The following is a 15,528-nucleotide window of genomic DNA, read 5'->3' as shown; positions in this document are numbered from 1 at the left end:
CTGCGTCAACGAACGGGGTCGGCGCCCTTTGCCATGCAAAGGGGTCCGGCCCCGTTCTGCTTTCAGCGCTTGACCTTGCGCAGCGACACCACCAGCGCCCACAGCGCCAGCAGCGCGAACCACACGCCGGACCACATCGGCATGGTCATGCCCAGGAAGGTCCAGTCGATGTTGCCGCAGTTGCCGGTACCGGTCAGCACGGTGCGGAACACCTCCAGCGGGCCCATCGTCTCGCTCAGGAAGGCCAGCGGCGGGCCACAGGTGGAGCCCATTTCCGGCGGCAGCATCTGCACATACACGTGGCGCGCGGCAATGCCGAAGCCGACAGCGGCGGCGATGAAGGCGAGGATGCCGTAGGTCGCGCGACCTGGGCGGTTGGACGGGCCGTGCACGGCACCGATCAGGAACAGCAGGCCGAGCGCGGCGAACGCCAGGCGCTGGAAGATGCACAACGGACAGGGCTCCAGGCCCATCTTCAGCTGCAGGAAGATGGCGAAGCCGAGCAGGCCCACGCAGATCAGGAAGCCCAACAGGAACTGGGCGCGGAAGGGCCAGCGCAAAGGATTCATCGTCAACGCTCGTACGGATCAGGCGCCAAGCGTAACCGAGAGCGCGCCCCGTTCGAACCGCCACACGGCACGCCCGTCGGAACGGTGTGGGTCAGATCCCTTTGCGGGTAGCGCCGGGCCACGCCCGGCCAGCGTAGCGGACATGGAAACGCCGGGCATGGCCCGGCGCTACCAGAACGCAAAAGCCCGGCAGAGGCCGGGCTTTCGCTGTGCCGCGTTGGAGCGGTCCGATTACTCGGCCACTTCCTCGGCCACGGCCGGACGGTCGACCAGCTCGACGTAGGCCATCGGAGCGTTGTCGCCGGCGCGGAAGCCGCACTTCAGCAGACGCAGGTAGCCGCCCGGACGGTTCGCGTAGCGCGGGCCCAGGATGGTGAACAGGTTGCCCACGGCTTCGTTGTCACGCAGACGGGCGAAGGCCAGACGGCGGTTGGCGACGGAGTCGACCTTGGCCAGGGTGATCAGCGGCTCGGCAACGCGGCGCAGTTCCTTGGCCTTCGGCAGGGTGGTCTTGATCAGCTCGTGCTTGAACAGCGAGGCGGCCATGTTCTTGAACATCGCTTCGCGGTGGGCGCTGGTGCGGCTGAACTTACGGCCAGACTTCATGTGACGCATGGTGATATTCCTTGGTTAATGATGAGGCTGTGTGGATCGTTGTCGCCATCCTGGCGTTGCTGCGCGGACTGCGGTTGGTCCTGGCCATCCGTCCTGGACGACCTGCCCGCGAACCTGTGGTTCGTCATGGCGATGTGTTGCTGCGTTGAAGGCCCCACCGCGAACGGTGGAGCCTCCAGGCATTCCCGATATCAGCCCAGCATGCCGTGGCTGGCGACGCCGGCCGGCGGCCAGTTCTCCAGCTTCATGCCGAGGGACAGGCCGCGCTGAGCCAGCACTTCCTTGATCTCGGTGAGCGACTTCTTGCCCAGGTTCGGGGTCTTCAGCAGCTCCACTTCGGTCTTCTGGATCAGATCGCCGATGTAGTAGATGCTTTCGGCCTTCAGGCAGTTGGCCGAACGCACGGTCAGCTCCAGATCGTCGATCGGGCGCAGCAGCACCGGATCCACGCCGTTGTTGGCCGGCTTGGCCGCACCGCGGTCGCGGTGGGTGAAGTCACCGAACACGGACAGCTGGTCGCTGAGGATGTCGGCGGCGGTGCGCACGGCTTCCTCGGCGTCGATGGTGCCGTTGGTCTCGATATCGATGACCAGCTTGTCCAGGTCGGTACGCTGTTCGACACGCGCCGCTTCCACGGCATAGGCGACGCGGCGGACCGGCGAGAACGAGGCATCCAGGACCAGACGGCCGATGGCACGGGTTTCTTCGTCCGGACGACGACGCGCGGCAGCCGGCTGGTAGCCGAAACCACGTTCGATCTTCAGACGCATGTTGATCGCCGTATCCTTGGTCAGGTGGCAGATCACGTGATCGCTGTTCAGGATCTCCACATTGTGGTCGACCTTGATGTCAGCAGCAGTGACAACGCCCGGACCCTGCTTGGACAGGGACAGGGTGGCGCTGTCGCCGGAATGCATACGGATGGCCACGTCCTTCAGGTTCAGCAGGACTTCGAGCACGTCCTCCTGCAGACCTTCGACCGTGGTGTACTCGTGCAACACGCCGTCGATTTCGACTTCCGTGATGGCGAAGCCCGGGATGGACGACAGCAGCACGCGACGCAGGGCATTACCCAGCGTATGCCCGTAACCCCGCTCCAAAGGTTCGATAACGACCTTTGCACGGGTGTCGGTAAGGCGTTCGATCTGCGGACCGCGAGGACGCAGAACCTGGTTGGCGGTAACCGTCATGTTGCGGGTTCTCCTAGTGAACCCCCGGCCGTCGCCGGGGGCTCTCCAATGTGAATTACTTCGAATACAGCTCGACGATCAGCGCTTCGTTGATGTCCGCAGGCAGATCCGAACGATCCGGAACAGCCTTGAAGATGCCGGTGAACTTGCCGGAATCCACTTCAACCCACGACGGGCTCAGGTCATGCTGGGCGGCGACGGTCAGGGCTTCCTGGACGCGCAGCTGCTTGGCAGCCTTTTCAGACAGAGCGATGGCGTCGCCAGCCTTGACCTGGTACGAAGCCAGGTTGACCGACTTGCCATTCACGGTGACGCCGCGGTGCGACACCAGCTGACGGGCAGCCGGACGGGTCACGGCGAAGCCCATGCGGTAGACGACGTTGTCCAGGCGGGTTTCCAGCAGCTGCAGCAGGTTCTCGCCGGTGTTGCCCTTCTTGGTCGAGGCCTTCTTGTAGTAGTTGCGGAACTGACGCTCCAGCAGGCCGTAGATACGCTTGACCTTCTGCTTTTCACGCAGCTGGGTGGCGTAGTCGGACAGCTTGCCCTTGCGGGCAGTGGCGCCATGCTGGCCGGGCTTCTGCTCCAGCTTGCACTTGGAGTCCAGCGCACGCGCCGGGCTCTTCAGGGACAGGTCGGCGCCTTCGCGACGGGCGAGCTTACAGGTAGGACCGATATAACGAGCCATTTCTTATCGCTCCCTTTAGACGCGACGCTTCTTCGGCGGACGGCACCCGTTGTGCGGGATAGGCGTCACGTCGATGATGTTGGTGATCTTGTAGCCGACGTTGTTCAACGAACGCACGGCCGACTCACGGCCCGGACCCGGACCCTTGATGCGGACTTCCAGCGACTTCACGCCGTAGTCCAGCGCAGCACGACCGGCCTTTTCAGCAGCCACCTGGGCAGCGAACGGGGTCGACTTGCGCGAACCGCGGAAGCCAGCGCCACCGGAGGTCGCCCACGACAGAGCGTTGCCCTGGCGGTCGGTGATGGTCACGATGGTGTTGTTGAACGAAGCGTGGACATGGGCAACGCCGTCGGTGACGACGCGCTTGATCTTCTTCTTGGTCTTAGCAGCAGGCTTAGCCATTTATAGGTCCCTTACTTCCTGATCGCCTTGCGCGGGCCCTTGCGGGTGCGGGCGTTGGTACGGGTGCGCTGGCCACGCAGCGGCAGGCCGCGACGGTGACGCAGGCCGCGGTAGCAGCCCAGGTCCATCAGGCGCTTGATCGCGATGCCGATTTCACGGCGCAGATCGCCTTCCACGATGTACTTGCCGACTTCGGCGCGCAGGCGCTCGATTTCCGGCTCCGACAGATCGCGGATCTTGGTGGTCGAAGCAACGCCTGCGACTTCGCAGACCTTCTTCGAACGGGTACGGCCGATGCCGTAAATGCTTTGCAACCCGACCCAGACGTGCTTCTGGGCTGGCAGGTTGACGCCTGCAATACGCGCCATGACGCGGTTCTCCAGCTGAGTGATGGCCGACAGCGCGCCTCAGGCACGCCAATCCGGCAGGATGGATCAAAAAAGTGAACTAGCGATACTAACAAGGTTCCGGTTTACATGGAAGCCCGTGAAACAATGAAGTTTCATGGACCCGGCCTGGGGAGTGTGCCCAGGCTCCGGCGCCGGACAAGGTTGGACCTGGGTTTCCCCGGGGCCGCCCGCGCTACTCCAGCGCAGGACCACCTCGCCACACCCCCACCCGGAACCGCTGCGGGGGCCGCCCTTCGTTTGTGTGGCCAGAGTCCGCGAAGCGGAGGACCATCACGTCAGGAAGACGAAAGTATAACAGGCTTATCAGCCGCGGGCAAAACCGCCGCGGTTGCCGCCCTTCAGGTTGGCCTTCTTCAGCAGGCTCTCGTACTGGTGGGACATCAGGTGCGCCTGCACCTGGGCGATGAAGTCCATCACCACCACCACCACGATCAGCAGCGAAGTACCACCGAAGTAGAACGAGGCGTTCAGCTGCGTGCGCATCAGTTCCGGCAGCAGGCAGACGATCACCAGGTAAGCCGAACCGGCAGCGGTCAGGCGGGTCAGCACGCCGTCGATGTAGTCGGCGGTGGCCTTGCCCGGACGGATGCCCGGGATCAGCGCGCCCGACTTCTTCAGGTTGTCGGCGGTTTCCTGCGAGTTGAACACCAGCGCGGTATAGAAGAACGCAAAACCGGTGATCAGCGCAGCGAACACGATCATGTGCAGCGGCTCGCCCGGGCCCAGGGCGTTGGCGACCTTCTGCAGGGTCTGGCCGACCGCGCTCTGGTTGGCGGCCTGGCCGGACCACATGGCCAGGGTGGCCGGGAAGGCCAGCAGGCTCGAGGCGAAAATCGCCGGGATTACGCCGGCCATGTTCAGCTTCAGCGGCAGGAACGAGGTCTGGTTCATGTACGCGTTGCGACCACCCTGGCGGCGCGCGTAGTTCACCGTGATCCGGCGCTGGCCGCGCTCGACGAACACCACGAAGAAGGTGAAGGCGAGGACGACGATGGCGATCAGCAGCAGCTGGATGAACTGGATGTTGCCGTCGCGGTAAGCGTCGAAGGTGTGGATGACAGCACCCGGCAGGCCCGCCACGATACCGGCAAAGATGATCAGCGACACGCCGTTGCCGATGCCGCGCTCGGTGACCTGCTCACCGACCCACATCAGGAACATGGTGCCGGCGGTCAACGCGACCACGGCAGTGAGCACGAAGCCCATGCCCGGTGCGTAGACGACCGGAGCGCCCGACGGTGCCACCTGGTTCTGCAGCGCCAAGGCGATCGAACCGCCCTGCACCACCGCCAGCAGCACGGCGCCGATGCGCGAATACTGGGTGATCTTGCGACGGCCGGACTCACCTTCCTTCTGCATCGCCTTCAGGGCGGGGAAGATGTGGGTGGCCAGCTGCATCACGATCGATGCCGAGATGTACGGCATCACGTTGAGCGCGAAGATGCTCAAACGGTGCAGGGCGCCGCCCGAGAACATGTTGAACATGTCCACGATGCCGCCGCCCTGCTGTTGCATCATGGCAAGCATGGCATCGGGATTGACGCCCGGCACCGGCACATAACAGCCGATGCGATAGACGATCAAAGCCCCGACGACGAACAGCAAACGTTGGCGAAGTTCAGTGAACTTGCCCATTCCGCCCGCGAGGTTACCGATGCCAGCTTGCGCCATGATTTTCTTACTCCGTCACGCTGCCGCCGGCAGCTTCGATTGCAGCCTTGGCACCGGCCGTGGCAGCAATACCCTTCAGGGTGAACGCCTTGGTCAGTTCGCCCTTGAGGACGACCTTGGCCTTCTTTGCAGTGCTCGGGACCAGCTTGGCAGCACGCAGGGCGGCGAAGTCGATCTCACCGGCCGGCAGCCTGTCCAGCGCGTACAGCAGCACTTCAGCGGTGTCCTTGGCGATCGGCGAACGGAAGCCGATCTTCGGCAGACGACGCTGCATGGGGGTCTGGCCGCCTTCGAAGCCAGCCTTGATCTTGCCGCCACCCTTACGGGCGAACGAACCCTTGTGGCCGCGGCCGGCAGTCTTGCCCAGGCCCGAGCCGATACCACGACCGACGCGGGTACGCTCGGTGCGGGCGCCCGGTGCCGGGCTCAGTTCATTGAGACGCAGAGTCATGATCGATTACTCCTCAACCTTGACGAGGTAGTGAACGGTGTTGATCAGACCGCGAACCTGCGGGCTGTCCTTCAGTTCACGGACATCGTTGAGCTTGTTCAGGCCCAGGGCACGCACCGACAGGCGGTGACGCGACTGGGTACCACGCAGGCCGCGCACCAGGCGCACCTTCACAGTCTTGTTGGACTCATTAGCCATGGTTGAGTTCCTCCACCTTCTTGCCGCGCTTGGCCGCGATGCGAGCCGGCGACTGCGCAGCAGACAGGCCCTTCACGGTGGCACGCACCAGGTTGATCGGGTTGCGCGAACCGGTGGCCTTGGCCAGCACGTTCTTCACGCCAACCGCTTCCAGCACGGCGCGCATGGCACCGCCGGCGATGACGCCGGTACCTTCGGAGGCAGGCTGCATGAACACGCGGGCTGCGCCGTGACCATCCTTGATGGTGTGCCACAGGGTGCCGTTGTTCAGGTCAACGCTGACCAGGTTCTTGCGAGCCTGTTCCATCGACTTCTGGATGGCGACCGGCACTTCGCGCGCCTTGCCATAACCGAAACCGACCTTGCCTTCGCCGTCGCCGACCACGGTCAGGGCGGTGAAGGTGAACTGGCGGCCACCCTTGACGGTCTTGCTGACGCGGTTGACCGCGACCAGCTTTTCGATCATGCCGTCGTCGACTTTCTCTTCGCGGTTACGGTCGCGATCGCGACCCCGCTGCTGACGTTCTTCTGCCATCTTGATTCCTTGGTAGTTTGGGTATGTACGGCTCGGGGCCGCTTATGGTTGTGGAGTACCGCGTTGGTACGGTGGGCCGCTGCAGAAGAGCGGCGCCGCCCCGCCTCACTCAGGCGGGCGAGCAGGCGGACAGGGGACGCGAGGCCCCCTGCCCTTGTCCCTTAGAACTGCAGGCCGGCTTCGCGGGCGGCTTCTGCCAGGGCCTTGATGCGGCCGTGGTAGCGGTAGCCCGAACGATCGAAGGCAACCTTCTCGACGCCGGCGGCCTTGGCGCGCTCAGCAACGATACGGCCAACCTTGGCGGCGGCATCGGCGTTCTTGCCGTTCTTCAGGCCTTCCATGACGTCGGTCTGGGTGGTATTGGCAGCAGCCAGCACCTTGGAACCGTCAGCGGTGAAGACCTGGGCGTACAGGTGCTGGCCGGTGCGCAGCACCGACAGGCGGGCAACGCCGAGCTCACGGATGTGGGCGCGGGTCGACTTGGCGCGACGCAGGCGGGCGATGTTCTTGTTCATGATTTTTTTCCCTTGAAAGCGGAAGAGCCTGATTAGGCCTTCTTGGCTTCCTTACGGATGATGACTTCGTCGGAGTACTTCACGCCCTTGCCCTTGTACGGTTCCGGCTTGCGGAACGCACGGATCTTGGCGGCGACTTCACCGACGACCTGCTTGTCAGCGCCCTGCACCAGAATTTCGGTCTGGGTCGGGGTGGTGATGGTGATGCCTTCCGGCGCCACGAACACGATCGGGTGCGAATAACCGAGCGAAAGGCTCAGGTCCTTGCCCTGCATGGCAGCACGGTAACCCACGCCGACCAGCTCCAGCTTGCGCTCGAAGCCTTCGGACACACCCTTGACCATGTTGGCCAGAATGGCGCGGACGGTGCCGGTCAGCGGGACCAGGTCAGCGTTCTCGGTGCTCAGGGTGGCAACGCCGTTGTCGACGTTGATGGCAATGCCAGCCGGCTTCGGCAGCGACAGGGTGCCCTTCGGGCCCTTGACGGTGACGGAATCGGCCTGGACGTTCAGTTCAGTCTTACCCAGGGTGACGGGCTTCTTGGCTACGCGGGACATAGTATTACTCCTTTCGCCTTAGGCCACGAAGCACAGGACTTCGCCGCCGACGCCCAGCTGGCGCGCCTGCGCATCAGTCATGATGCCCTTGGAGGTGGAAATGATGGAGATGCCCAGGCCATTCATGACCTTCGGCAGCTCGCTCTTGCCGCGGTACTGGCGCAGGCCCGAACGCGAGAAGCGCTTCAGGGTCGCGATGACCGGCTTGCCTTCGAAATACTTCAGCACGATTTCCAGCTCGGACTTGTTGTTTTCCAGCTGGGTCACGCGCAGGTCGGTGATGTAACCCTCGTCCTTCAGGACCTGGGCGATCGCAACCTTGATCTTGGACGACGGGGCTTTCACCGTCTGCTTGCCAACCGCGGCCGCATTCTTGATGCGGACCAGCAGGTCGGCGATGGGATCAGTCATGCTCATATGAGTACCTTTGAGTGCACCGATATCCGCTTTCGCGAAAATCTGTTGTCTCCTGGAAACGGGCCAGGCCCCTTGTTGCGGCAGGCCATTGGACTGCCCTGCTACCCCGTTTGCACAGAGCAAGACGCGGGAGTATACGCCAAAAGAGCCCGGCTTGCGCCGGGCTCCCTGCTTTTTTGCATTGGGGAAGCTGAATGCCTCCCCTGCCCGGTTCAGGAACCCCCGAAGGGGCTCCTGATCACAGGGCCGGCTGGGATTACCAGCTGGCCTTGCGCAGACCCGGGACGTCGCCACGCATGGTGGCTTCGCGCAGCTTGTTACGGCCCAGGCCGAACTTGCTGTAGACGCCACGCGGACGACCCGACAGTTCGCAACGGTTGCGGTGGCGGCTCGGCGACGAATCGCGCGGCAGCTTGGCCAGCTTGGTTGCGGCGTCGATCTTCTCTTCGTAGGTCGCGTCCACGGAGGACACGATCTTCTTCAGAGCCGCACGCTTCTCAGCGTACTTCTTTGCCAGCTTTTCCCGCTTGATGTCGCGGTTGACCATGGAGGTCTTTGCCATTTCGGATTCCTCGACGGATCAGTTACGGAACGGGAACTTGAACGCTGCAAGCAGCGCCTTCGCTTCCGCATCGGTCTTCGCAGTGGTGGTGATGGCGATATCCATGCCGCGGATCGCGTCGACAGCGTCGAAGTCGATTTCCGGGAAGATGATCTGTTCCTTCACACCCATGTTGAAGTTGCCGCGACCGTCGAAGGAACGACCGGACACACCGCGGAAGTCGCGCACGCGCGGCAGCGAGATGTTGATCAGGCGATCCAGGAACTCGTACATCTTGTGGCGACGCAGCGTGGTCTTGCAGCCGATCGGCCAACCATCACGGATCTTGAACGACGCAACCGACACACGCGACTTGGTGACAACCGGCTTCTGGCCGGAAATCTTGGTCATGTCGCCGACGGCGTTTTCCAGGATCTTCTTGTTGGTGGCCGCTTCGCCGACACCCATGTTCAGGGTGACCTTGACAAGCTTCGGCACTTCCATCGGATTGGTGTAACCGAACTGCTTCATCAGCGCCGGTACCACTTCTTCCTTGTAGAACTTTTCGAGACGGGAACTCATCTTCTCATTCCTCAGGCGTCGAGCGCCTCACCGCTGGAGCGGAACACACGCAGTTTGCGTCCATCCTCCAGCACCTTGAAGCCAACGCGTTCGCCCTTGCCCGAAGCCGGGTTCAGCACATTCACGTTGGAGATATGGATCGAAGCTTCGCGCTCGACCACGCCGCCGGCAACACCTGCCTGCGGGTTCGGCTTGGTGTGGCGCTTGACGATGTTCACGTTGCCGACGACCACACGGTCGCCGTCGACGCGGACGACTTCGCCCTGCTTGCCCTTGTCCTTGCCAGCGTTGACGACAACCTGGTCGCCCTTCTTGATACGGTTAGCCATGATTATCTCCTGTCGCTCACAGCACTTCGGGAGCGAGCGAGACGATCTTCATGAACTTCTCCGAACGAAGTTCACGAGTCACCGGCCCGAAGATACGGGTGCCGATCGGCTCCTGCTTGTTGTTCAGCAGGACGGCAGCGTTGCCGTCGAAGCGGATCAGCGAACCGTCGGCGCGACGCACACCCTTGCGGGTACGCACCACGACGGCGTCATACACTTCACCCTTCTTGACCTTGCCGCGCGGAATCGCATCCTTCACGGTGACCTTGATGATGTCGCCGATGCCGGCGTAACGGCGCTTGGAACCACCCAGCACCTTGAAGCACATCACCTGCTTGGCACCCGAATTGTCCGCGACGTCAAGGTAGCTCTGCATCTGGATCATGATTCAGCTCCTTATTCAGCCGCGCGCGTGATGACTTCCACCACGCGCCAGTTCTTGGTCTTGGACATCGGAGCAATCTCGGTCACGCGGACGACATCGCCTTCCTTGCAGGCGTTGTCGGCATCGTGGGCGTGCAGCTTCGTCGAGCGCTTGATGTACTTGCCGTACAGCGCGTGCTTGACCTGACGCTCAACCAGGACGGTAACCGTCTTGTCCATCTTGTTGCTGACCACACGGCCTTCGACCGTGCGCAGCGCTTTGTTTTCGATATTGTCGCTCATAGCGGCCGTCCTTACTTCGTGCTGCCGAGCAGCGTCTTGACGCGAGCAATCTCGCGACGGACGCGGCGGATATCGTGAGTCTTCGGCAGCTGGCCGGTGACCTGCTGCATACGGACAGAGAACTGTTCCTTACGCAGGTCGATCAGGTGGGCCTTCAGTTCGTCAGCCGACTTTTCACGGAGAGTTTTCAGTTCCATCAGCGCACCGTCCGGGTCACGAAAGTGGTGGTGACCGAGAGCTTGGCGGCGGCCAGGCGGAACGCCTCGCGTGCCACTTCCTCCGAGACACCCTCGATTTCATAGATCATGCGGCCGGGCTGGATCTGGGCCACCCAGTATTCCACGTTGCCCTTACCCGAACCCATTCGAACTTCGATGGGCTTCTTGGTGATGGGCTTGTCGGGGAACACACGGATCCACATCTTGCCGCCGCGCTTCACGTAGCGGCTGATCGAGCGGCGGGCCGCTTCGATCTGACGCGCGGTCAGCTGACCGTGGGCGGTTGCCTTGAGGCCGTATTCGCCGAAGCTGACAGCGTTGGCGCTCCAGCTCAGGCCGTCGTTACGGCCCTTGTGCACCTTGCGGTACTTGGTTCGCTTGGGTTGCAACATTGTCGTTACCTCGCTTCACGAGCCGGGCGCTGACGGTCACCGCGGTCGCCGCGATCGTGACGATCGTTGCGCGACGGGGTGTCGTCCTGCTTTTCCTGGCCAACCTGGGAGAAATCGAAGACCTCGCCCTTGTAGATCCAGACCTTGATGCCGATGATGCCGTAGGTCGTCTTGGCTTCAGCGAAGCCATAGTCGATGTCGGCACGCAGGGTGTGCAGCGGCACGCGGCCTTCGCGGTACCACTCCGAACGGGCGATTTCTGCACCGTTGAGGCGGCCACCCACGTTGACCTTGATGCCCAGGGCACCCAGGCGCATCGCGTTGCCGACCGAGCGCTTCATGGCGCGGCGGAACATGATGCGGCGCTCCAGCTGCTGGGCGATCGACTCGGCAACGAGCTGAGCGTCCAGTTCCGGCTTGCGCACTTCGGTGACGTTGATGTGCGCCGGGACGCCCATCATCTCGCTCACTTCCTTGCGCAGCTTCTCGATGTCCTCACCGCGCTTGCCGATCACCACGCCCGGACGGGCGGTGTGGATCGTCACGCGAGCGGTCTTGGCCGGACGCTCGATCAGGATCTTGCTGATGCCGGCCTGAGCCAGCTTCTTGCGCAGCATTTCGCGCACTTTCAGGTCGGCTGCCAGGTAACCAGCGAACTCGGCCTTGTTGGCGTACCACTTGGAGTTCCAGTCCTTGGAAATGCCGAGGCGGATACCAATCGGATGAACTTTATGACCCATGGTCTTTTCCTTATCCGCTTACTTGGCGGCGCCCACAACCACAGTGATGTGGCTGGTGCGCTTGAGGATGCGGGTACCGCGGCCTTTCGCCCGCGCCATGAAACGCTTCAGGGTCGGACCTTCATCAACCATGATGGTCTGAACCTTCAGCTCGTCGACGTCGGCGCCCTGGTTGTTCTCGGCATTTGCAATAGCCGACTCCACCACCTTCTTGATCAGGTGGGCAGCCTTCTTGTCCGAGAACTTCAGCAGGTTGACCGCACGTTCGGCCGGCAGACCGCGCACCTGGTCAGCGACCAGACGAGCCTTCTGCGGGGAGATGCGCGCAGTGCGCAGGATGGCTTTCGCTTCCATTGTCATCTCTCCTTACTTACCCGACTTCTTGTCACCACCGTGACCCTTGAAGGTCCGGGTGATGGCAAATTCGCCGAGCTTGTGGCCGACCATGTTCTCGTTGACGAGAACCGGGATGTGGTTCTTGCCGTTATGCACGGCAATGGTGACGCCTACCATGTCAGGCAGGATCATCGAACGACGCGACCAGGTCTTGATCGGACGCTTGCTACCCGCAGCGGCAGCCACCTTAGCAACCAGGTGGTGATCGACAAACGGGCCCTTCTTGAGTGAACGTGCCATGGTCGATTAGCCCCTACGATCGCGGACGATGAACTGCTGAGTGCGCTTGTTATGGCGCGTCTTGTAACCCTTGGTCGGGACACCCCAGGGGGTGACCGGATGCGGATTACCCTGGCCGGCCTTGGCCTCACCACCACCGTGCGGGTGGTCAACCGGGTTCATGGCAGCACCACGAACGGTCGGGCGGACGCCGCGCCAACGCTTGGCACCGGCCTTGCCCAGCTTTTCCAGGCTGTGCTCGTCGTTGCCGACTTCACCGATGGTGGCGCAGCACTCGACCGGAACCTTACGCATTTCACCCGAGCGCAGGCGCAGGGTGGCGTAGATGCCTTCGCGGGCAACCAGCTGCACGGCCGCACCAGCGGCGCGGGCGATCTGAGCGCCCTTGCCGGGCTTCAGTTCGATGCAGTGGATGGTGGTACCGACCGGGATGTTGCGCAGCGGCAGGGTGTTACCAGCCTTGATCGGGGCGTCCGAACCAGCGATCACCTGATCACCAGCCTTCAGACCCTTCGGGGCGATGATGTAACGACGCTCGCCGTCGACGTAGCACAGCAGGGCGATGTGGGCGGTGCGGTTCGGATCGTATTCGATGCGTTCCACGCGCGCCGGGATGCCCAGCTTGTTGCGCTTGAAGTCGATGATGCGGTAGTGCTGCTTGGCACCACCACCGACGTGACGCACGGTGATGCGGCCATGGTGGTTACGACCACCCGAGCGGCTCTGCGACTCGACCAGTGCGGCGTGCGGAGCACCCTTGTGCAGGTCGGGGGTAACCACGCGCACGGCCGAACGGCGACCGGGGGAAGTGGGCTTGAATTTCATCAATGGCATGGGATGTACCTCAGGCCTTGGCCGTTACATCGATCGACTGGCCGTCGGCCAGGCGAACGTACGCCTTGCGCCAATCGCCGCGGCGGCCAGCACGGTTACGGAAGGACTTGTTCTTGCCCTTGACGTTGACCACGTTGACAGCCTCGACCTTGACGCCGAACAGCTGCTCGACCGCGGCCTTTACATCGGCTTTGGTGGCTTCGTTCGAAACTTCGAAGGCATACTGGTTGGAAAGTTCCTGAATGCGAGCGGTCTTTTCGGAGACACGCGGGGCACGCAGCACGCTGAAGATTTTTTCGTTGCTGTTCATGCCAGCCACTCCTCGACCTTCTTGACCGCATCAGCGGTGATGACGACCGTGTCGGCACCGACCAGCGACACCGGGTCCAGACCCTGGACGTCACGCACCTGCACGTACGGCAGATTGCGGGCGGACAGGTACAGGTGCTCGGAGGCTTCTTCAGTGACGATCAGCGGGCGCTTGCCCACTTCCAGGCCGGCCAGCTTGGCAATCAGACCCTTCGTGTTGGTCACTTCGACATCGAAGGACTCCACGATGGTCAGACGGCCCTGACGGTTCAGCTCGGACAGGATCGCGCACATGGCGGCACGGTACTGCTTACGATTGACCTTCTGCTCGAAGCTGCGCGGCTTTGCCGCGAAGGTGACACCGCCGCCGACGAAGATCGGAGCCGTCAGTGCGCCATGACGCGCGCCGCCGCCCTTCTGCTTCTTCGACTTCTTGGTGGTACCTGCCACTTCGGAGCGAGTCTTCTGCGCCTTGGTGCCGGCGCGACCGGCGTTGCGGTAAGCAACGACGACCTGGTGGACCAGATCTTCGCTGAAATCGCGACCGAACACGGCGTCGGAGACCGAGACCTTGTTGTTGCTACCCGTGATAACGAGTTCCATCGTCATCTCTCCTTATGCCTTGCTCGCCGGACGGACGATCACGTCGCCACCCGCCGCACCCGGAACGGCGCCGCGAACCGCGATCAGACCGCGCTCCACGTCGACCTTGACCACTTCCAGGTTCTGCGTGCTCTGCTGCACTGCGCCCATGTGGCCCGACATCTTCTTGCCCGGGAAAACGCGACCCGGGGTCTGGCGCTGGCCCAAGGAACCCGGCGCGCGATGCGACAGCGAGTTACCGTGGGTTGCATCGCCCATACGGAAGTTGTAGCGCTTGATGGTGCCCTGGAAGCCCTTACCCTTGGTGACACCCTGGACGTCGACGATCTGGCCGACTTCGAAGATGTCCGCCTTGACTTCGCCGCCAACGGCGAAATCGCCGAGCTGCGCGTCTTCAACGCGGAATTCCCACAGGCCACGACCCGCTTCCACCTTCGCCTTGGCGAAGTGGCCGGCTTCCGGCTTGTTGACCAGGGCAGCGCGACGAGCGCCGACGGTCACCTGCACGGCGCTGTAGCCGTCGGTTTCGACGGTCTTGATCTGCGCGATGCGGTTGGGGGTTGCTTCGATCAGGGTCACCGGGATGGAGCGGCCATCTTCGGTGAACACACGGCTCATGCCGGCCTTGCGGCCCACGAAGCCCAACGAATACTTCTTCGTCATGGTCGTAGTCCTCAGGTCAGCTTGATCTGAACGTCGACGCCGGCAGCCAGTTCGAGCTTCATCAGCGCGTCCACGGTCTTGTCATTCGGGTCAACGATATCGAGCACGCGCTTGTGCGTGCGGGTCTCGTACTGGTCACGCGCGTCCTTGTCGACGTGCGGGGAGACGAGGATGGTGTAACGCTCGATCTTGGTCGGCAGCGGGATCGGGCCACGCACTTGCGCGCCGGTCCGCTTGGCCGTCTCAACGATCTCGCTGGCCGAACGGTCGATCAGACGATGATCGAACGCTTTCAGCCGGATCCGGATCTTTTGGTCCGCCATGGCGGTAGGTTCCTTCGTTAAAAGAGCGACAGACAAAGCCTCTGGGTTGCTTTGTCCCATGAAATCCCTGAATACGGACGGCCCGCACTCCTGCAGGCCGACAAGGTCAATCCGTAGACCTCAAAAACGTAGGCAGACCTAGAAACAGGCCTGCCCAGACGACGAAGCATAATGGCACGCAAGGCAGCTGTCAACAGTTTCCTGTTGACGCCGCCTGAATGGCATTGACCCTTCCTGGTCCGGGGAACACAAGGCACATCCTGTGCCTACTTTCCCGTTTGATACGCCCCGATGCCCTACCCAGGCAACATCGGGGCGCAGAGTGTAGCAGATTACTCGATGATGGTGGAGACCACACCGGCGCCGACGGTACGCCCACCTTCGCGGATTGCGAAGCGCAGGCCGGCGTCCATGGCGACCGGGTTGATCAGGGTGACAACCATCTTGATGTTGTCGCCCGGCATCACCATCTCG

General features: G+C 62.6%; 28 protein-coding genes and 1 pseudogene. All 29 read right to left on the bottom strand.

The genetic code is table 11. The annotated features are described in order from the left end of the window. Nucleotides 1-62 precede the first annotated feature (62 nt). Nucleotides 63-569, bottom strand: coding sequence for a disulfide bond formation protein B (locus DCO49_RS16145; RefSeq protein ID WP_108767854.1), 507 nt, complete (start codon nucleotides 567-569; stop codon nucleotides 63-65). 231 nt (nucleotides 570-800) lie between these two features. Beyond that, complete coding sequence (gene rplQ / locus DCO49_RS16140; protein ID WP_116864878.1) at nucleotides 801-1,184, bottom strand: 50S ribosomal protein L17; 384 nt, start codon at nucleotides 1,182-1,184, stop codon at nucleotides 801-803. A gap of 191 nt (nucleotides 1,185-1,375) precedes the next feature. Beyond that, on the bottom strand, nucleotides 1,376-2,374 hold the full coding sequence (gene rpoA / locus DCO49_RS16135) for a DNA-directed RNA polymerase subunit alpha (RefSeq protein ID WP_079220762.1): 999 nt from the start codon (nucleotides 2,372-2,374) through the stop codon (nucleotides 1,376-1,378). 55 nt (nucleotides 2,375-2,429) lie between these two features. Continuing rightward, complete coding sequence (gene rpsD, locus DCO49_RS16130) at nucleotides 2,430-3,059, bottom strand: 30S ribosomal protein S4 (protein WP_004145446.1); 630 nt, start codon at nucleotides 3,057-3,059, stop codon at nucleotides 2,430-2,432. 15 nt (nucleotides 3,060-3,074) lie between these two features. Next, nucleotides 3,075-3,464, bottom strand: coding sequence for a 30S ribosomal protein S11 (gene rpsK / locus DCO49_RS16125; protein WP_004145443.1), 390 nt, complete (start codon nucleotides 3,462-3,464; stop codon nucleotides 3,075-3,077). A gap of 11 nt (nucleotides 3,465-3,475) precedes the next feature. Further along, nucleotides 3,476-3,832: a 30S ribosomal protein S13 gene (rpsM, locus tag DCO49_RS16120; protein ID WP_004145437.1), complete on the bottom strand. Its 357-nt coding sequence runs from the start codon at nucleotides 3,830-3,832 to the stop codon at nucleotides 3,476-3,478. Between the two features lie 345 nt (nucleotides 3,833-4,177). Then, nucleotides 4,178-5,545, bottom strand: a complete 1,368-nt coding sequence (gene secY / locus DCO49_RS16115) for a preprotein translocase subunit SecY (protein ID WP_079220761.1) — start codon at nucleotides 5,543-5,545, stop codon at nucleotides 4,178-4,180. A gap of 7 nt (nucleotides 5,546-5,552) precedes the next feature. Then, nucleotides 5,553-5,996 (bottom strand): 50S ribosomal protein L15, encoded by a 444-nt coding sequence (gene rplO / locus DCO49_RS16110; RefSeq protein WP_116864877.1) that lies wholly within the window; start codon nucleotides 5,994-5,996, stop codon nucleotides 5,553-5,555. Between the two features lie 6 nt (nucleotides 5,997-6,002). Continuing rightward, nucleotides 6,003-6,194 carry a 50S ribosomal protein L30 gene (gene rpmD / locus DCO49_RS16105; RefSeq protein WP_004154497.1) on the bottom strand — a complete coding sequence of 64 codons (192 nt, stop codon included), beginning with the start codon at nucleotides 6,192-6,194 and terminating at the stop codon, nucleotides 6,003-6,005. After that, complete coding sequence (gene rpsE, locus DCO49_RS16100; RefSeq protein ID WP_004145411.1) at nucleotides 6,187-6,729, bottom strand: 30S ribosomal protein S5; 543 nt, start codon at nucleotides 6,727-6,729, stop codon at nucleotides 6,187-6,189. The genes rpmD and rpsE overlap by 8 nt, the downstream gene beginning before the upstream one ends. 161 nt (nucleotides 6,730-6,890) lie before the next feature. Continuing rightward, a complete protein-coding gene (rplR, locus tag DCO49_RS16095; protein ID WP_005408212.1) occupies nucleotides 6,891-7,244 on the bottom strand; it encodes a 50S ribosomal protein L18 in 354 nt (117 codons plus the stop codon). A gap of 32 nt (nucleotides 7,245-7,276) precedes the next feature. Further along, nucleotides 7,277-7,801, bottom strand: a complete 525-nt coding sequence (gene rplF / locus DCO49_RS16090; RefSeq protein WP_108767852.1) for a 50S ribosomal protein L6 — start codon at nucleotides 7,799-7,801, stop codon at nucleotides 7,277-7,279. A gap of 18 nt (nucleotides 7,802-7,819) precedes the next feature. Beyond that, nucleotides 7,820-8,218 (bottom strand): 30S ribosomal protein S8, encoded by a 399-nt coding sequence (gene rpsH, locus DCO49_RS16085; RefSeq protein WP_005408210.1) that lies wholly within the window; start codon nucleotides 8,216-8,218, stop codon nucleotides 7,820-7,822. A 256-nt stretch (nucleotides 8,219-8,474) separates the two neighbouring features. Then, a complete protein-coding gene (gene rpsN / locus DCO49_RS16075; protein ID WP_079220758.1) occupies nucleotides 8,475-8,780 on the bottom strand; it encodes a 30S ribosomal protein S14 in 306 nt (101 codons plus the stop codon). Nucleotides 8,781-8,798: 18 nt separating this feature from the next. Beyond that, nucleotides 8,799-9,341, bottom strand: a complete 543-nt coding sequence (gene rplE, locus DCO49_RS16070; protein ID WP_079220757.1) for a 50S ribosomal protein L5 — start codon at nucleotides 9,339-9,341, stop codon at nucleotides 8,799-8,801. Between the two features lie 11 nt (nucleotides 9,342-9,352). Further along, nucleotides 9,353-9,670: a 50S ribosomal protein L24 gene (gene rplX, locus DCO49_RS16065; protein ID WP_079220756.1), complete on the bottom strand. Its 318-nt coding sequence runs from the start codon at nucleotides 9,668-9,670 to the stop codon at nucleotides 9,353-9,355. A 16-nt stretch (nucleotides 9,671-9,686) separates the two neighbouring features. Beyond that, entirely contained in the window at nucleotides 9,687-10,055 is a 369-nt protein-coding gene (gene rplN, locus DCO49_RS16060; protein ID WP_010483978.1) for a 50S ribosomal protein L14, read from the bottom strand. Nucleotides 10,056-10,066: 11 nt separating this feature from the next. Further along, a complete protein-coding gene (rpsQ, locus tag DCO49_RS16055; protein ID WP_079220755.1) occupies nucleotides 10,067-10,336 on the bottom strand; it encodes a 30S ribosomal protein S17 in 270 nt (89 codons plus the stop codon). 11 nt (nucleotides 10,337-10,347) lie between these two features. Beyond that, nucleotides 10,348-10,533 (bottom strand): 50S ribosomal protein L29, encoded by a 186-nt coding sequence (gene rpmC, locus DCO49_RS16050; protein ID WP_004145353.1) that lies wholly within the window; start codon nucleotides 10,531-10,533, stop codon nucleotides 10,348-10,350. Next, a complete protein-coding gene (gene rplP, locus DCO49_RS16045; RefSeq protein ID WP_004154486.1) occupies nucleotides 10,533-10,946 on the bottom strand; it encodes a 50S ribosomal protein L16 in 414 nt (137 codons plus the stop codon). Before rplP ends, rpmC begins: the two co-directional genes overlap by 1 nt. Before the next feature lie 5 nt (nucleotides 10,947-10,951). After that, nucleotides 10,952-11,686, bottom strand: coding sequence for a 30S ribosomal protein S3 (gene rpsC / locus DCO49_RS16040; RefSeq protein WP_004145350.1), 735 nt, complete (start codon nucleotides 11,684-11,686; stop codon nucleotides 10,952-10,954). 18 nt (nucleotides 11,687-11,704) lie between these two features. After that, nucleotides 11,705-12,040: a 50S ribosomal protein L22 gene (gene rplV, locus DCO49_RS16035; RefSeq protein ID WP_004145348.1), complete on the bottom strand. Its 336-nt coding sequence runs from the start codon at nucleotides 12,038-12,040 to the stop codon at nucleotides 11,705-11,707. A 12-nt stretch (nucleotides 12,041-12,052) separates the two neighbouring features. Next, nucleotides 12,053-12,322 (bottom strand): 30S ribosomal protein S19, encoded by a 270-nt coding sequence (gene rpsS / locus DCO49_RS16030; RefSeq protein WP_004145340.1) that lies wholly within the window; start codon nucleotides 12,320-12,322, stop codon nucleotides 12,053-12,055. A 6-nt stretch (nucleotides 12,323-12,328) separates the two neighbouring features. Next, nucleotides 12,329-13,156, bottom strand: coding sequence for a 50S ribosomal protein L2 (gene rplB / locus DCO49_RS16025; RefSeq protein WP_004145339.1), 828 nt, complete (start codon nucleotides 13,154-13,156; stop codon nucleotides 12,329-12,331). Between the two features lie 10 nt (nucleotides 13,157-13,166). Then, on the bottom strand, nucleotides 13,167-13,466 hold the full coding sequence (rplW, locus tag DCO49_RS16020; RefSeq protein ID WP_079220754.1) for a 50S ribosomal protein L23: 300 nt from the start codon (nucleotides 13,464-13,466) through the stop codon (nucleotides 13,167-13,169). Further along, nucleotides 13,463-14,068 carry a 50S ribosomal protein L4 gene (gene rplD, locus DCO49_RS16015; protein ID WP_004145337.1) on the bottom strand — a complete coding sequence of 202 codons (606 nt, stop codon included), beginning with the start codon at nucleotides 14,066-14,068 and terminating at the stop codon, nucleotides 13,463-13,465. The genes rplW and rplD overlap by 4 nt, the downstream gene beginning before the upstream one ends. 12 nt (nucleotides 14,069-14,080) lie before the next feature. Then, the gene (rplC, locus tag DCO49_RS16010; protein ID WP_025879301.1) at nucleotides 14,081-14,731 is read right to left on the bottom strand and encodes a 50S ribosomal protein L3; all 651 of its coding nucleotides are present in this window, start codon (nucleotides 14,729-14,731) and stop codon (nucleotides 14,081-14,083) included. Between the two features lie 11 nt (nucleotides 14,732-14,742). Then, nucleotides 14,743-15,054: a 30S ribosomal protein S10 gene (gene rpsJ / locus DCO49_RS16005; protein ID WP_010341589.1), complete on the bottom strand. Its 312-nt coding sequence runs from the start codon at nucleotides 15,052-15,054 to the stop codon at nucleotides 14,743-14,745. A gap of 332 nt (nucleotides 15,055-15,386) precedes the next feature. Then, a pseudogene (gene tuf / locus DCO49_RS16000) lies at nucleotides 15,387-15,528 on the bottom strand (elongation factor Tu); the annotation flags it as partial.

The organism is Stenotrophomonas sp. SPM (assembly GCF_003105135.1).
GTDB lineage: Bacteria > Pseudomonadota > Gammaproteobacteria > Xanthomonadales > Xanthomonadaceae > Stenotrophomonas.
This window is presented reverse-complemented; position numbering and strand designations above follow the sequence as displayed.

What these genes read in the sequence shown, in the direction of transcription:
- DCO49_RS16145 (WP_108767854.1), bottom strand. Translation starts at nt 569, where the DNA reads ATGAATCCTTTGCGCTGGCCCTTCCGCGCCCAGTTCCTGTTGGGCTTC.
- rplX (WP_079220756.1), bottom strand. Translation starts at nt 9,670, where the DNA reads ATGGCTAACCGTATCAAGAAGGGCGACCAGGTTGTCGTCAACGCTGGC.
- rpsJ (WP_010341589.1), bottom strand. Translation starts at nt 15,054, where the DNA reads ATGGCGGACCAAAAGATCCGGATCCGGCTGAAAGCGTTCGATCATCGT.
- rplP (WP_004154486.1), bottom strand. Translation starts at nt 10,946, where the DNA reads ATGTTGCAACCCAAGCGAACCAAGTACCGCAAGGTGCACAAGGGCCGT.
- rpmC (WP_004145353.1), bottom strand. Translation starts at nt 10,533, where the DNA reads ATGGAACTGAAAACTCTCCGTGAAAAGTCGGCTGACGAACTGAAGGCC.
- rplD (WP_004145337.1), bottom strand. Translation starts at nt 14,068, where the DNA reads ATGGAACTCGTTATCACGGGTAGCAACAACAAGGTCTCGGTCTCCGAC.
- rpsC (WP_004145350.1), bottom strand. Translation starts at nt 11,686, where the DNA reads ATGGGTCATAAAGTTCATCCGATTGGTATCCGCCTCGGCATTTCCAAG.
- rplQ (WP_116864878.1), bottom strand. Translation starts at nt 1,184, where the DNA reads ATGCGTCACATGAAGTCTGGCCGTAAGTTCAGCCGCACCAGCGCCCAC.
- rpmD (WP_004154497.1), bottom strand. Translation starts at nt 6,194, where the DNA reads ATGGCTAATGAGTCCAACAAGACTGTGAAGGTGCGCCTGGTGCGCGGC.
- rplE (WP_079220757.1), bottom strand. Translation starts at nt 9,341, where the DNA reads ATGAGTTCCCGTCTCGAAAAGTTCTACAAGGAAGAAGTGGTACCGGCG.
- rplV (WP_004145348.1), bottom strand. Translation starts at nt 12,040, where the DNA reads ATGGAAGCGAAAGCCATCCTGCGCACTGCGCGCATCTCCCCGCAGAAG.
- rplN (WP_010483978.1), bottom strand. Translation starts at nt 10,055, where the DNA reads ATGATCCAGATGCAGAGCTACCTTGACGTCGCGGACAATTCGGGTGCC.
- rpsS (WP_004145340.1), bottom strand. Translation starts at nt 12,322, where the DNA reads ATGGCACGTTCACTCAAGAAGGGCCCGTTTGTCGATCACCACCTGGTT.
- rpsH (WP_005408210.1), bottom strand. Translation starts at nt 8,218, where the DNA reads ATGAGCATGACTGATCCCATCGCCGACCTGCTGGTCCGCATCAAGAAT.
- rpsM (WP_004145437.1), bottom strand. Translation starts at nt 3,832, where the DNA reads ATGGCGCGTATTGCAGGCGTCAACCTGCCAGCCCAGAAGCACGTCTGG.
- rplC (WP_025879301.1), bottom strand. Translation starts at nt 14,731, where the DNA reads ATGACGAAGAAGTATTCGTTGGGCTTCGTGGGCCGCAAGGCCGGCATG.
- rpoA (WP_079220762.1), bottom strand. Translation starts at nt 2,374, where the DNA reads ATGACGGTTACCGCCAACCAGGTTCTGCGTCCTCGCGGTCCGCAGATC.
- rpsE (WP_004145411.1), bottom strand. Translation starts at nt 6,729, where the DNA reads ATGGCAGAAGAACGTCAGCAGCGGGGTCGCGATCGCGACCGTAACCGC.
- secY (WP_079220761.1), bottom strand. Translation starts at nt 5,545, where the DNA reads ATGGCGCAAGCTGGCATCGGTAACCTCGCGGGCGGAATGGGCAAGTTC.
- rpsD (WP_004145446.1), bottom strand. Translation starts at nt 3,059, where the DNA reads ATGGCTCGTTATATCGGTCCTACCTGTAAGCTCGCCCGTCGCGAAGGC.
- rplF (WP_108767852.1), bottom strand. Translation starts at nt 7,801, where the DNA reads ATGTCCCGCGTAGCCAAGAAGCCCGTCACCCTGGGTAAGACTGAACTG.
- rpsN (WP_079220758.1), bottom strand. Translation starts at nt 8,780, where the DNA reads ATGGCAAAGACCTCCATGGTCAACCGCGACATCAAGCGGGAAAAGCTG.
- rplO (WP_116864877.1), bottom strand. Translation starts at nt 5,996, where the DNA reads ATGACTCTGCGTCTCAATGAACTGAGCCCGGCACCGGGCGCCCGCACC.
- rplB (WP_004145339.1), bottom strand. Translation starts at nt 13,156, where the DNA reads ATGCCATTGATGAAATTCAAGCCCACTTCCCCCGGTCGCCGTTCGGCC.
- rpsQ (WP_079220755.1), bottom strand. Translation starts at nt 10,336, where the DNA reads ATGAGCGACAATATCGAAAACAAAGCGCTGCGCACGGTCGAAGGCCGT.
- rplR (WP_005408212.1), bottom strand. Translation starts at nt 7,244, where the DNA reads ATGAACAAGAACATCGCCCGCCTGCGTCGCGCCAAGTCGACCCGCGCC.
- rplW (WP_079220754.1), bottom strand. Translation starts at nt 13,466, where the DNA reads ATGAACAGCAACGAAAAAATCTTCAGCGTGCTGCGTGCCCCGCGTGTC.
- rpsK (WP_004145443.1), bottom strand. Translation starts at nt 3,464, where the DNA reads ATGGCTAAGCCTGCTGCTAAGACCAAGAAGAAGATCAAGCGCGTCGTC.